The organism is Rhodococcus sp. KBS0724, from assembly GCF_005938745.2.
GTDB lineage: Bacteria > Actinomycetota > Actinomycetes > Mycobacteriales > Mycobacteriaceae > Rhodococcus_F.
In genome coordinates, this window is record NZ_VCBX02000001.1 from 3818331 (window position 1) to 3832363 (window position 14033).

A 14033-nucleotide genomic window follows, 5' to 3' on the forward strand; every position below is an offset into this window, starting at 1 on the left:
CAGCCGCCCAATGCGTAGCCACGTCCTTATCTGAGCTCGCAAATACAAGAGGCGGAACCCGCCCCGTACTCAGACGTACCCAAAATCTGAAATCGCATGCACCGACCAGTTGGTCTTCATTCCGATTTGCCTGAAATAGGCGAAACATGTGAATGCGTCTCGTGTACTCGGTAATGTCGCAATCCGGTATGTCACGTCCCCGAGGGGAGCACGACGCATGGACCTCACCACCATCAGTGACGTAGTTCGGCGACCACCGGAACGCCCCGGTGCGATCTGGCGGGTCGGCGACGCGTGGCTTGCCGGTGGGACATGGTTGTTTTCAGCAGAACAACCCGACCTGAATCGCCTTCTAGATCTGCCAACGCTGGGCTGGGCGCCGCTGGAACCTCACACGAGCGGTCTCACCATCGGTGCCACCTGCACGATCCATGACCTGTATACGTTTGTAGCGCCCAGTGATTGGCGAGCGGCCGAACTCTTTCGTACCAGCTGTGAGTACTTCCTGTCTTCGTTCAAGGTCTGGAACAGCGCAACGGTGGGCGGCAACATTTGCATGTCGTTGCCTGCCGGCCCGATGATCACCCTGTCCGTCGCACTCGAGGCGACATACACACTGTGGGCTACGAACGGGACTGAACGAGTTGTCGACGCAGCCGATTTTGTCATCGGAGATCACGAGAACATCCTCGAACCCGGAGAGGTGCTTCGCAGCATCGACATTCCACTTCGTACGCTTACCAAACGTCACGCCCACCGCCGATTCAGTCTCACCCATCTCGGCCGTTCGACGATCTTCATGATCGCCACTCAGACGCCGGGCACTACCGATCTCCTGCTCACCATCACCGCGGGAACAACCCGACCGATCCAACTGTCATTTGCCACTCTCCCGGACCGGGATTCTCTACAGCACGTCATCAATGCCATTCCTGAAACTGCCTGGTTCGACGACCCGAACGGCACGCCTGACCACCGCCTTCACCTTGCCCGGCATTACGCCGAAGAGCTGCGCCTGGAACTGAGTGAGGACCGGCTATGAGCTATGTGGTGAATGGCAGAAACTTCAGCGAGCAACCCTTTCCCGGGCAATGCCTACGCACATTCCTCCGAACCCTCGGACATCACGGGGTGAAGAAGGGATGCGACGGGGGCGATTGCGGCGCCTGCACAGTCTGGCTGGACGGCGCTCCGATCCACAGCTGCATCACCCCCGCCTTTCGCGCCGAAGGTCGGGATGTCACCACAATTGAAGGCCTCGGTACTCCGGAAAATCTGCATCCGATGCAGGCACAATTCCGCGACGCCCCGGGCTTTCAGTGCGGCTTCTGCACTGCCGGCATGATCATGACGTCGGCAGCGTTGACCGACACCCAGAAAGAGGACCTGCCGCGCGCTCTCAAAGGAAACCTGTGCCGCTGCACCGGTTATCGAGCTATCGAGGACGCCGTCAACGGAGTCAGCGCGATCGAGGTTGCACTACCCGGGCAAGCGGTGGGGACAAGCGTCGGCGCGCCTGCCGCTACCGATGTGGTAACCGGCCGCGCCGAGTACACCATGGATACAACGATCGACGGAATGCTGCATCTGAAGGTGCTGCACTCACCTCATGCCCACGCGCGCATCACCTCGATCGATACTGCCGCGGCCCTCACTGTCCCCGGAGTGCACCGTGTCTATACCTGGAAAGACGTGCCGCGCAAGCGTTTCACGACGGCTATCCATACGGACCACCTCGTGGACCCCGATGACACCTACATCCTCGACAACGTGGTGCGATTCGTCGGGCAACGCGTGGTGGCCGTGCTTGCCGACACCATTGCCGCAGCCGAAGAAGGCTGCCGCAAAGTGGTGGTCGAGTACGAGGTGCTCCCGGCTGTCTTCGATCCGGAGGAGGCGATGGCCGACGGCGCGCCAGCACTGCACGGTTCGGACGACCCGTTTGTCCGCGACCCCGAACACAACATCCTGCTCGAGATTCACGGGCACGTCGGCGATGTCGATGCCGGGTTCGCAGCAGCGGACGTGATCCACGAGGGCACCTACTTCTCACCCCGAGTCCAACATGCTCACCTCGAGACGCACGGTTCCATCGCGTGGATGGAAGACGAACGCCTGCACGTGCGCACCAGTTCGCAGTCCCCGTCGATTGCCAAGGTCAAACTCTCCCATCTCTTCGATCTGCGCCCGGATCAGCTTCGCGTGTTCTGCAAACGGGTGGGCGGTGGATTCGGCGGAAAACAAGAGGTGATCACAGAAGACCTCGTTGCACTGGCAACTCTGGACACGGGCCGACCGGTCAGCTTCGAGTTCACCCGAGAGGAAGAATTCACCACCGCGTCTCCGCGACATCCGATGAAATTGACAATCAAATTGGGCGCCACGGCAGACGGGACCCTGACCGCATTTCAGTACCGCAACATCTCCAACACCGGCGCCTACGGAAACCACGGCGGTGAAACGTTGTTCGCCGGCGGGGCTGCCGTCTCCCTGTATCGATGCGCCAACAAGAAGTTCGACGCGTATTCCGTCTACACCAACAACGTTCCGAGTGGAGCCCTGCGCGGTTACGGCATGACTCAGCCAGCATTTGCCGTGGAATCGGCGATGACCGAACTCGCTATCGCATTGAACCTGGACCCGCTGGAACTGCGTCGACGCAACATCGTCCGCCCAGGCGATTCGCTCGTCGCACTCGAGGACGGACCTGACGACGTCATCTTCACCGAAGACGGACTCGGCCAGTGCATCGATCTGGTTGACGCCGCACTGGGCCGGACACCGGTTCCGTTTCTCGGCGAGGAATGGCTCATCGGTACCGGCACCGCCAGTTCATTACACGAAACCGCTCCCCCCACTGAACACATCTCGGAAGCCTGGCTCACTCTCGGGGAGGACTGTGTGTACGAACTTGCCATCGGCACAGTCGAATTCGGCGAAGGCACGTCCACCGCCCACGTCCAGATCGCTGCGAATCAGTTGGGAACCACACCGTCACGGGTGCGAATAATCCAGTCGGACACAGACCGTACCGGTTTCGATACCGGCGCTTTTGCCAGTGCCGGCCTCTTTGTTGCGGGCAACGCCGTCTTGCGCGCATCAAATGCGTTGCGAGATCGTCTACTTGCTTTTGCCGCGCACCACACTGGCGTTGCCGTCGATCAATGCTCGATGGACGACGACAAGATCGTCTGCGCAAGTACACGATTGACTCTGCAGGAAGTCCTCGACGCAGCCAAGCAACGCGGGATCCGATTTACCGTGGCCCGCAAGGCGTACGGATCGCCGCGCAGCGTGGTCTCCAATACGCACGGCTTCCGAATCGCGGTGCACCGGATGACCGGCGAAATCCGGATACTGTCCAGTGTTCATGCCACCGACGCGGGTGTGATCATCAATCCTGCGCAAGTTCGAGGCCAGATCGAAGGTGGTGTCGCGCAAGGAATCGGCTTTGCACTCACCGAGAACTTCCATGTCGACGCCGCCGGCGCAATGATGAACCCGAATTTGCGAAACTATCGCATTCCCACGTACGCAGACATTCCTCGCACCGAGGTGATCCTCGTCGATTCGGCCGATTCCGTCGGCCCCCTTCGTTCGAAAGGCATGGCGGAGTGTTGCATCAACCCGGTGGCTCCCGCCCTCGCGAATGCTCTGCAGAACGCGACCGGCACCCGATTCCGTTCACTTCCCCTCACCCCTGAACGGATTTACACGGGGCTGAACCCATGACCGCGGAGACATCCGCCGACAACATCGCCACAGTCATCATCGGTCAGCGCGTCCACGCCGACATGGCGGAGGAGTTCGAAGTCTGGCAGAAGGACCTCAACCGTGCCGCCGCCGGCTACCCCGGATTTCTGGGCACCGAAGTGTCCGCGCCTACGGCCTTCCACCCGGAGTGGGTGATCGTCTATCGCTTCGACTCTATCGCCCATGTTCAGGCCTGGATCAACAGCGCGACACGTCAGGATTTCCTCGAACGCGGACGCCGGTTCTTCGACGGCCCCGGCACCCAACAAGTAGTGAGTGGCGGCATCAAACCGCCCGATCCACTCCTCACCGTCGTCGTGTCACATCGGGTCAGCGATGACAACGTCGAGGAATTTCTCGCGTGGCAAGACCGCCTTCGAGATGTGGAAAGCACATTCGAGGGATTCCGCGGCACGGAACTTTTCCGACCCGTCGACGGCGTCCAGGACGAATGGACCACCCTCTATCGTTTCGACAGCGCCGCCCACCTCGATACCTGGTTGACGTCCCCGCAGCGTCAGGAACTCCTCGCCGAGGGTCGCCGGTTCCACGACTTCGAATTGCGCACCGTCGACAATTCATTCGGCAGTTGGTTTGCATTCGACGAGAACGGCAACGAAGCCCCGCCACCGTCGGACACCAAGACGGCGATCGCGGTGTGGGTTGGCCTGTACCCGACTGTCGTTTTGCTGACCTTGGCATTGTCACCACTGAAAATGCCACTCTGGCTTGGTTTGTTGGTGGGAAACCTACTCTCGAGCTTCATCATGAGTTTCTTCACGATGCCCTATTACGTGAACCGTCTGTTGAGCCGCTGGTTGCGTCCGCCGGCGGGGGTGCCAGTCGCAAAGACTAACGCTCAGGGATTGGCGATTGTCGCAGCGGTGACAGTGTTCTGGGTTGTGGTGTTCTATCTGGTTACCACGCAGATCTGGTCGCTGCCCTGATTCGAGATTCCTTCTGCGAGTGTCGCCACGGGCTTCCGAACCCGCGCATGGGTGTGGGCTTCGCATCGTTTGGCTGGTGATGCGAAGCTTGCACGCAGTCTGTGGTTCCGGCGCAGCCGGGTTCAGTCTCGGTGGACGGGGCCTTGCCGGGTGGTGGAGCGTCGGCGTCGCTGTTTCGGGTCGATCGCGGACGGTGGGATGAACCAGGGTTTGTGATCGTCGCCCATTTTGATCGCCCAGATTCCGCGGAACCCACTGGTGCTGTGAATCAACGTGTGGTGGCTCCGACATAACAAAGCGAGGTTGTCCATCACCGTCAAACCGCCTGTTGACCACGGTTTTATATGGTGCGCGTCGCACCACGCCGGTACGGCGTCACAGTTCGGGAACGCGCAACCCTTGTCCCGAGCAATCAACGCGATACGTTGCTCAGCCGTGACGAGACGCTTGAGCGGAGTCACATCCAGCGGTGCGCCCTTGCCGTCCATCAACACCGTCGAGAGCATGCAATCGCACGCGAGCATCCGGGTGCGGCTCACACTCAGCGGCCCCATCCAGGGCATATATCCGACATCGAGATCCTCGAAATCGCGATCTTCATCTGCTGAGTCATCGTTGCCAGCTCGTGTGGTCGCACATTCCCGATGCTCCGCAAGGTCTTTCGCAGTGATGTGCACATTCACATGCGGACGCTGACCACCATCCACCCCGGTGACAGCATTATCCAGATACCGGCGAATCAACTCCGTGAAAGCATCGGCGGTACGTTTAGCTGCCGACCGCGCATCCGGCGTCCCGTCCGCCGCCGGTTTCGGCATCGACAACCCCGACAGCGCCGACAACAACATCTCACCGGTCAACGCATCGAAATCGCCCTTGATCACGACCCGACCATTCAATGTCGGCGCGATCCGTAGCGCATTCAGATCGTTATCCTCGCCGGGCGGGGGTTCGTCGGATTCGAAAATCCGCTCCAAAACCGCGATCGCATACCGCACCTTGACAGTCGTAGCCTCTACCCCGGATGCGGCGGCGAGAAGGGTTTTCATACTTGGCGTCAACGCGATGTCCGGCATCCCCTTTGGTGGAGATTCACAGAACGCGGCGATCAACGCCGCATGATCGAGCGAAAGGTCACCGGCCTCGAACTGCGCAGCAATATCCGGGAACACCCGCAGTGCGGCACCGAGAGCAGCAATCTTGTTGCCGGCCGCGTTCTGCAGCATCGTATTGGCCGCCAACCACCGTCCCACACCTCGGTAGCAGAGCACTTGTTCGTCGGGATTGAGTGCTAGCTCGTCGACCGCGGCAACCCGAATCGCTTCCAACCGAAGAATTTCCGCCGATGCACTGACGGCCACGTCCCGAACCTCGGACGGACGCAACCGCCACAACCTGCCGCGCACACCCACAGCCGAACCTGATACAACATCCCCCACCGCAATAGAATCGCTAACTATGGTCATCAAGGCCTCCCCACCCGTGACCTAATTATACTCGAACATCCATTCGATTCAAGGGATATTTCGGACAGGTTTCCGCCCACGAATGCTCGACACCTTGTGACATACAACAGCATTCGACGGTCAGACCAGAACTGCCCGGCCACACACTAGCGACCCCCGAGCGGTAGCGCTCCGATCCCGTTCGCATAGGTCGGCAATACTCCGGTCAGGCTCGGGGTAAGCGTCGTCGCAGACGGATCAGCACGTCCCAGGGAGAACTTCCGAACTTCAGCATTGATTCCGTTGTTGCCACTGATCAACACATCCGCCCCCGTTGTGGTGCTGGTAGTCGCAACGCTCACACCCGAGGCCCCCTCGAACGGGCTGAAGGACGCGATCTCCCGAAATGCAACATCGGTGGAGTGATGGTCGGGGCTTTCGAGATACATCTCAGGCGATCCGTCCAGCCGTGATCCGCTCGAGAAAATTCGCACTGTTCCATCTCCCCCGCTCATCCCGGTAACTATGGATTTTGCACCGCCCTCCGCACCGGCCACCCACCCTGTCGACAGTGATACCCCGCCTCGATAGCTCTGATCGAACGCCAGGAACTGCGAGGTAGTCACCGGCCCATCCGAGTGACCTACATGCTCGTCGGACGCGCCTGTAGATGCCGCTGTGGGCTCATACAGGTCGTACCGGAGTGTCTTCACCAACGGCTCGTCACCAGGTCCCGGAGCTGTCACGATACTGGCCCGGCCGGAGTGCGAGTCCACCATCCCGGTCGCGATGGTCACTCCACTACTCGAGCCGGGGTACGGGGTGAACGATCCGAATTCCGCAGGCGCCGACTTCTTGTCCGTCGGCAGCACAGTGGAGTAGATCTTGACCTGCGATTCCATTCCTGGGCCGGAGGCCACGATAATGTTGTCCGCCAATGCATTTCCGTCGATATCGACTCCGGCGACGTTGACGCCACCACGGAATCCGGCATCGAAGGGCGAAAAGCGTGCCAGTTCGTCGGTGAATGGTGGTCCGTCGACCGCGTTGTACACCACCACTTCCGGTGCCGCGCCTGCGCCGGTTCCAGCGATCAGGTCGAGCACCATGTCACCGTTGACGTCTGCCATTGCCACGCTCGGAGTCCCCTCGAACGACGAAAACGGTGTCACGGTCGTGAGCAACGTATCGCCATTCGCGTCGAAGATCTGCACGGTTGCGGGCACACCGGGCGAGCCGGGCACCGCAACCGCATAGGTCGACACTTCAGGAATCACGTTGACCGTCGCCATCAACCCGTTGTCCTCGTGATTGAGCCGATGGCAATGGATGACGAAGGTACCCGTGTATTCGGTGAACTTGGTTCGCAGCGTCACCGATGCCGGTACCAGTGCGTTCTCATTCTCGTCAGTCACAGGCGCCGGCACGTTGACGTTGTCAATCCCCCACGGCTGCACCCCAGTTGTAGTCCCGGCAACAGGATCCACTACCTCCATCACTTGAAAGTCGTTGACGTGAATGTGCATTGGATGCTCGTCGTTGTTGAGGTTCGTTATTATCCATTCCTCGACCGAGTTCAGGCGCGGCTGGATCAGGGGAATGTTCGGGAAGGTGTTGTCGGCGAACTCATACGTGAAGGCTTTTGGATCACTGTTGCTGGCCTTGTTGTTGCCGAATCCACCCGAGACGGTCAGGTTACGGGTGACATCGGGATTCACCACGGCGGTATCCACAAAAGACGTGTAGGCATCAAGTTTCTGCCCGAACTCGAAAGGTGTTGTCTTGCCTGTACCTTCGTCTGGCGTTGCTCGAATCAGCTGCTGAGTCGGGAACGTGAAGAATCCGTCGGCGTAACTGATCACCGACGGGTCGACGGTGACGGTTCCGAGTTCGGCCGGCGGATTGTCGGTGCCGTTGTTGGTGTAGAGAATCCCCGGATTGGTCACCGGTTTTGCACCGTCGAGTGGCGGCATTTCCAGCACCAGATCACCGGACTCCGGCATCGTGACTGCAATCGCATACCGGGATGCAGGCGGAATCACGAGCCGCGTCCCGTCGCCATCCACCGGTGGCCTGACCTCGGAGAACGGATTTCCGTCCTGACCCACTATCGCGAACCGTGGATGATTGCCCGTAGCGGTTTCCGTCAACGTCACCGGCATGTAGGCAAAGTCGCTGATATTGGCGAGCACCCAGATTTCGGTCTGACCCGGCTTCAGTTTCAGCGAAGGCTGGAACTGACCGTTCACGGTGTACTGCACGTCGCGTTGATTGTCGGGCAACGACGGATCGGCCGGAACGTTTATCGATTCGCCCACGAAACTCTGCAGATTGGCGGGGACAAATTGATTCTGGCCACGGTGGTTCGCCGGTGACAATGGCCCGCTGTACCAGTTGGTGAAATATTGTGAGCCTTCCGTGGTTTCCGGGAAGTTCACCGGCGCGAGACTCGGGCGGTAAGTGCCGTCGGCAAGTTCCGTACCCGTCGGCGGCTCCAAGGTGCTGACAAATTGTGGCCACATCGCGTCATTGAGCTTCCGCCCCTTGCCTTTACGGTCGAACACGAAGTTGTACTGCAGTGCCATATCGCGAATAGGTATGTCGTTGGCGGTCACTATGGGCAGATTGCCGTCGGGGCGGCCGATTTCCAGCAGTCCCGCGAGTCCCATGTATGTCTGTTGAGCAGTGAGCGTGTGGCGGTGACTGTGGTACCAGTACAAACCGTTGGGCATCGACCCGGGAATCGCGTAGTCGTACACATTCCCCTGCCCCGCCGGAATATTGAGCAACACGTTGTCGGCATTGCCGTCAGGACTGACATGCACGCCATGGGTGTGCAGATTGAGCGGCGCAGACGTCAGTACCGGAGGATAGATCGGGACGTCACCACCTGCCGGGGTGAACGCGGGATCGTAGAAATCCTCGATAGCGAGACCTTGCAGGTCGTTGTCATAGTGGACGATCAAGCGCTCGCCAGGATTGACCCGCAAAGTCGGGGCCGGATACATATCGGTTCCGGAACTCGACCCGTCGGACGCCACGCCACGAATGACGTCGTATCCGAAAAGCAGGAAGTCGGACACCGTCCCCGACGCAGTATCGAGCGGCACCGATCCCTGGTGCGCAGACAATCGCACCTCGAGAACCCCGTCAACGCTGCTGAGTTTGACCGGTTCCCGAAAGTCGACCGGCGCCCCGTCCGAACCGAAATTACCCCCTGCACCCGATACCGGATCATTCGTTGCACACGCAGCCAAGGCCACCGTCATAGACACCACTACCAGGGCGACTAGCGACCTTCTGCACCAAACGATCACTGGTTTCCCCATTCCATGGCGGCGTGAGATACGTCCGATCGACGATTCGTAGCGTACCGAGGAAACCCCTAGTGAACAGAATATTTAGAACAAAGCGGTCATGTTGTTGTATGCCTGTCGAGCGATGCGTGGGCGGGGTACGCGTGTACCAACGCGGACGACAGCTTCGGAACTGCGTGCGTCAAGGTGTGTTCGGCGCTGTGCGCAATCGCGTGGGCCTCCGCAAGACTCGTAGAAGGATCGATGTCGAGTTCTGCATCCGCATGCAACCGGTGACCGATCCACCGCATCTTCAAACCCCGAACCCCTAAAACACCAGGTTCCCCGCGCAAAGCGGTTTCAGCGTCATCCACCAACTCCGGTTCGACGCCGTCCATGAGACGCCGGAACACGTCACGGGCAGCACTGCGGAGCACGGCAACTATTGCTGCGGTGATGACCAGCCCGATGATCGGGTCGGCAAGCGGAAACCCCAACGCCACTCCCCCTGCGCCGAGCAGAACTGCCAATGACGTGAATCCGTCTGTCCGAGCATGTAATCCGTCAGCCACCAGTGCAGCCGAACCGATCTGCCGACCGACCCTGATCCGATACAACGCGACTAGTTCGTTACCGATGAAGCCCACCAGACCTGCGGCAGCGACCCATCCCAGATGATCGATCTCGATCGGATTGACGAGCCTCCGAATTGCCTCGACGCCCGCAATCACCGCCGACAGCGCGATCATTGCCAGGACGAACAGACCGGCCAAGTCTTCGGCTCGGCCAAATCCGTAGGTATAGCGGCGGGTTGCCGCTCGTCGTCCAAGTGCAAAAGCAATCCACAGCGGGATCGCGGTGAGCGCATCGGAGAAGTTGTGAATGGTGTCTGCCAGTAGTGCCACCGACCCGGAGATCGCGACGATCACCACTTGCGCCGCAGCAGTGATTCCCAGCGCCACCAAGCTGATCTTGACTGCTCGGATACCGATCTCGCTCGATTCGAGAGCGTCGTCGACACTGTCGGCTGCGTCATGGCTGTGTGGGGCAAACACATCGCGCACGGCAGACCGGAATCCACCGCGAGAATGGCTGTGGCTGTGCCCGTGCCCAACGCGGGGTTCGTGCGTCATGACGCCCCCTCTTCCTCACTAGCGAGCGATGCGCGCTCCGGATGTATCTCCCGAAGTTCTCCGGCGGTGCGGTGATGCCCCGGCAAGCCTGGACCCGCATGCTCGGCATTGAAGACCGCGTCGGTAACCAATTGGCGCACATGGTCGTTCTCGAGGCGATAGAACACGGTGGTGCCTTCACGACGGGTTCGCACCAATCGAGCCATCCGCAGTTTCGCCAGGTGCTGCGACACAGACGGTGCGGGCTTTCCGACACGCTCCGCCAGTTCGTTCACCGAGCATTCTCGATCGACCAACGCCCACAAAATCTGCACCCGCGTCGCGTCAGCGAGCATCCGGAACACCTCGACGACGAGATCCACCTGATCATCGGGAAGCTTCCGCCGACAAATCTGACTATCTGCGTTCATGCGTAGATAATAGATCAACCATCTCCGAACGTAACCCCGCACACGATGAGGTGTGCCAAGATTTTGGTGCCGGAATCCCACAGACTCAACCAGGAGACGACGATGAGTACTGACGACTGGAACGCAGACATCATTACCCAATTCCGAGAAAACGAAGGTCACGTGGGCGGCCCGTTCGAAGGCGCGCCGATGGTCCTGGTCCACCATCGAGGCCGAAAGTCCGGACGCGAATTCGTCAGCCCGATGATGTATCTGGCAGATGAGCAAGACCCAGACGCCATCTATGTCTTCGCCTCCAAGGCCGGCGCCCCCTCCAATCCGGATTGGTACTACAACCTCACAGCGACGGACCACGCCGAAGTAGAAGTCGGCACGGAAAAGTATTCGGTTTCCGTGAGCGAAGTGACCGGTGACAAACGCGACAAAATCTTCGACGAGCAGGCCAAGCGGTACCCCGGTTTTGCGGAATACGCAGAAAAGACGGCTGGAATCCGCACCATTCCCGTGATTGCTCTCCGACGCGCGTAACGAGCGACTCTGCCCGGTGCCAAACTCCTGACAGACGGAGCGAAGACCGGGCAGAGTGAGTACATGGACGCCTGTGACTTCGACTGGAATCGAACACTTCGCGAGCAGTGGGAATTCCATTGGAACCATCAGATCAAATCTCGACTCGACGGTCTCACCGACGACGAGTACTTCTGGTCCCCGGTGCCCAAACCCTGGAGTGTGCGTCCTCGCGGCCAATCGACGGCACCGATGCACGTCGGGGCTGGAGAGTTCACGATCGACTATGCATTTCCCGAACCGGTCCCGCCGCCTTTCACGACGATCGCGTGGCGACTCGGCCACGTCATTGTCGGTGTACTTGCTGCGCGCAATGCATCACACTTCGGTACTCCTGCCGCCTCGTACGAGACCTGGGAGTACGCGCGCACCGGGTCCGAGGCTCTAGAGCAACTCGAGGCGCAGCTCGATGTCTGGCTGACCGGAGTGCGGAACCTCGGCGAGAGCGAACTCCGGGAACCAGTCGGAGCGAAGGAGCCATACCCCGAATTGTCGATGGCCGATCTGGTGCTGCATATCCACCGCGAGCTGATCCATCATCTTTCCGAAGTCGCCCTGTTGCGCGACCTTTACCTACACACCAGATCTGTTGCTTTCCCGGCAAACTCGTAGAGCCCGGAGCACACTCAAAACCGATCAGGAATCGAGAAGCGTCGATTGCCGCACCGAAACTACCGTTACAGACATGAATTCACCACGTGATCCCCAGTCCGCTCGCACATCAACGAGGAGCGCCAAGATGACCACTGCAGAGTCCGTGATCCTCGAGGTCCCCGATCCCGCAGCCGCCCAATCCTTTTACGAAGCCTTCGGCGTCGGAGACCGCGTGCACGTACGAGCGTCGCAGACACCGACAACCGGGTTCCGCGGCTACACCCTTTCCTTGGTTGTGTCGCAGCCGAATATCGTCGACGCCTTTGTCGGTGCGGCTCTCGCTGGCGGCGCCACTGAGCTGAAGCCGGTCAAAAAGTCTTTCTGGGGATACGGCGGTGTTGTACAGGCTCCGGACGGCGCAATCTGGAAAATTGCGACGTCCTCGAAGAAGAACACCGGACCGGCCACCCGGGAGATCGACGACCTCGTGCTGTTACTCGGTGTCGACGACGTCAAGGCGAGCAAGCAGTTCTACGTAGATCACGGCCTCGAGGTGTCGAAAAGCTACGGACGCAAATACGTCCAGTTCACAGCGCCGCCGACCAAGCTCACAGTTGCCCTGTACGGACGGAAGGCCTTGGCAAAGGATGCGGGTGTCTCTCCTGACGGGAGCGGATCGCACCGGATCGTCATCACCGGCGACGGGGAGCCGTTCACCGATCCTGACGGCTTCGTCTGGGACACCAACCCCGCCTGAAAGAATCCAGCCTGAAAGAATCCATCAGTGGCGAGGCTGTGCCCGCGCCGACTCAGACCTCACGTGCCGTCCGAGCAGCACGTATCCCACCCAGGAACCCACGACCACCGCAGCGGCAACACCCTGGACAATCGCTTCGATACTGACGGGGTAGAAAACGCCGGCGATGTAATAGGAGATGAACCCGGTAGACGGTAATTCGGAGATTCCCGCCATCCGGCGGGCCCAGTTCTCGAGATTCGTCAGCGGACAGTCGTATCCGATCAGGACCGAACCTGCACCCCACGCAACGGCGACAAGGTGAAAAGCAATAGTACGACGCCACTTCCACGCCACGAACCCACCGAATACCACGTAGAGAATGAAGCTGAAGTGAACGAATACCGTCGCACTTTCGATGAGCCGGTACACCATCGTTGTCTCCGCTCGTGGCGCGGAAGTCCCGCAACAACCAGACTATTCCGATGCTAGTCCGCGCAGACGTTCTCTACCCGGCGTACGCAGCGGTTGTTCGTGCGGCGGCAGCATGCGCCTGCGCCGGGTCCTCGCCGGAAGCGATCGCGGCGTCAGCCCACAATTCGCTACTGACCGCCATGAATGCTCTACCTTCGTCGCTTGCCGACCACTCCGGCGTCTCCAGTGGTGTGTCGGATCCCTGTTCGACGTGTTGCGACAATGCCAGCAGGCCGATGTCCCAACCGACTCCGACAGCACCTGGCCCGTATTCACTCCACCGATCCGGGTCGACGTCGGCGACATGACTGAAAACGAACAGCGTTCCGCCACTGGAGGTTTCGGCCAATTCGATCGTCACGTAGCTGACGTCACCGCCGTACTCCCAGGTGAACTTCAGTGTGTGCGGCGCGGCGCACGTCAGAATCTCACCCCCAGCACTGCCGTCGAGTTGATAATGGCCGCCCAGTCGGGCGTCGCCTGAAACAGGCATGAACCACTGCGGAATGCGGCTGACTTCGGCTATCGCCGACCACACCGTCTCGATCGGCGCCGCCGGTTCGCGCGACATACGAAGCGTTCGCGTCTTGCCCTCTTGGTCGCCGACCCTGCTCAGGTGCCGGGTTACCGATGACAACGAACCAACTGCATCATCGACCATGACGCTCCTTCATCGGG

The 14033-nt window shown here is 60.0% G+C and carries 12 protein-coding genes; 6 read left to right on the top strand and 6 right to left on the bottom strand.

All coding sequences use genetic code 11. From position 1 onward, the window contains the following. Positions 1-217 precede the first annotated feature (217 nt). Genes FFI94_RS17470 through FFI94_RS17480 form a run of 3 tightly spaced genes read left to right on the top strand, consistent with a single transcriptional unit; the run spans position 218 to position 4700 of the window. Positions 218-1042 (top strand): FAD binding domain-containing protein, encoded by an 825-nt coding sequence (locus FFI94_RS17470; protein ID WP_138868950.1) that lies wholly within the window; start codon positions 218-220, stop codon positions 1040-1042. Beyond that, complete coding sequence (locus FFI94_RS17475; RefSeq protein ID WP_138868951.1) at positions 1039-3732, top strand: molybdopterin-dependent oxidoreductase; 2694 nt, start codon at positions 1039-1041, stop codon at positions 3730-3732. Before FFI94_RS17470 ends, FFI94_RS17475 begins: the two co-directional genes overlap by 4 nt. Continuing rightward, positions 3729-4700, top strand: a complete 972-nt coding sequence (locus FFI94_RS17480; RefSeq protein ID WP_138868952.1) for an antibiotic biosynthesis monooxygenase — start codon at positions 3729-3731, stop codon at positions 4698-4700. Before FFI94_RS17475 ends, FFI94_RS17480 begins: the two co-directional genes overlap by 4 nt. 122 nt (positions 4701-4822) lie before the next feature. Here the strand turns inward: FFI94_RS17480 and FFI94_RS17485 are convergent, their stop codons facing one another. From FFI94_RS17485 to FFI94_RS17500, 4 genes are all read right to left on the bottom strand, one after another. Next, positions 4823-6166 carry an HNH endonuclease signature motif containing protein gene (locus FFI94_RS17485; RefSeq protein ID WP_138868953.1) on the bottom strand — a complete coding sequence of 448 codons (1344 nt, stop codon included), beginning with the start codon at positions 6164-6166 and terminating at the stop codon, positions 4823-4825. A 146-nt stretch (positions 6167-6312) separates the two neighbouring features. After that, positions 6313-9474, bottom strand: a complete 3162-nt coding sequence (locus tag FFI94_RS17490; protein WP_260684176.1) for a multicopper oxidase family protein — start codon at positions 9472-9474, stop codon at positions 6313-6315. A gap of 86 nt (positions 9475-9560) precedes the next feature. Next, on the bottom strand, positions 9561-10574 hold the full coding sequence (locus FFI94_RS17495; RefSeq protein ID WP_138868955.1) for a cation diffusion facilitator family transporter: 1014 nt from the start codon (positions 10572-10574) through the stop codon (positions 9561-9563). Further along, positions 10571-10984, bottom strand: coding sequence for a metalloregulator ArsR/SmtB family transcription factor (locus FFI94_RS17500; RefSeq protein ID WP_138868956.1), 414 nt, complete (start codon positions 10982-10984; stop codon positions 10571-10573). Before FFI94_RS17500 ends, FFI94_RS17495 begins: the two co-directional genes overlap by 4 nt. Before the next feature lie 102 nt (positions 10985-11086). Between FFI94_RS17500 and FFI94_RS17505 the strand changes: the two genes are divergently transcribed. The 3 genes from FFI94_RS17505 (at position 11087) to FFI94_RS17515 (ending at position 12902) form a co-directional block, all read left to right on the top strand. Further along, on the top strand, positions 11087-11512 hold the full coding sequence (locus FFI94_RS17505; RefSeq protein ID WP_138868957.1) for a nitroreductase/quinone reductase family protein: 426 nt from the start codon (positions 11087-11089) through the stop codon (positions 11510-11512). A gap of 63 nt (positions 11513-11575) precedes the next feature. Next, positions 11576-12163 carry a DinB family protein gene (locus FFI94_RS17510; protein WP_138868958.1) on the top strand — a complete coding sequence of 196 codons (588 nt, stop codon included), beginning with the start codon at positions 11576-11578 and terminating at the stop codon, positions 12161-12163. 127 nt (positions 12164-12290) lie between these two features. Continuing rightward, positions 12291-12902 carry a glyoxalase gene (locus FFI94_RS17515; RefSeq protein WP_138868959.1) on the top strand — a complete coding sequence of 204 codons (612 nt, stop codon included), beginning with the start codon at positions 12291-12293 and terminating at the stop codon, positions 12900-12902. A 24-nt stretch (positions 12903-12926) separates the two neighbouring features. Here the strand turns inward: FFI94_RS17515 and FFI94_RS17520 are convergent, their stop codons facing one another. Together FFI94_RS17520 and FFI94_RS17525 are read right to left on the bottom strand one after the other, a co-directional pair. Further along, entirely contained in the window at positions 12927-13316 is a 390-nt protein-coding gene (locus FFI94_RS17520) for a DUF2784 domain-containing protein (protein ID WP_138868960.1), read from the bottom strand. A gap of 73 nt (positions 13317-13389) precedes the next feature. After that, complete coding sequence (locus FFI94_RS17525; RefSeq protein ID WP_138868961.1) at positions 13390-14016, bottom strand: SRPBCC family protein; 627 nt, start codon at positions 14014-14016, stop codon at positions 13390-13392. Positions 14017-14033: the final 17 nt, after the last annotated feature.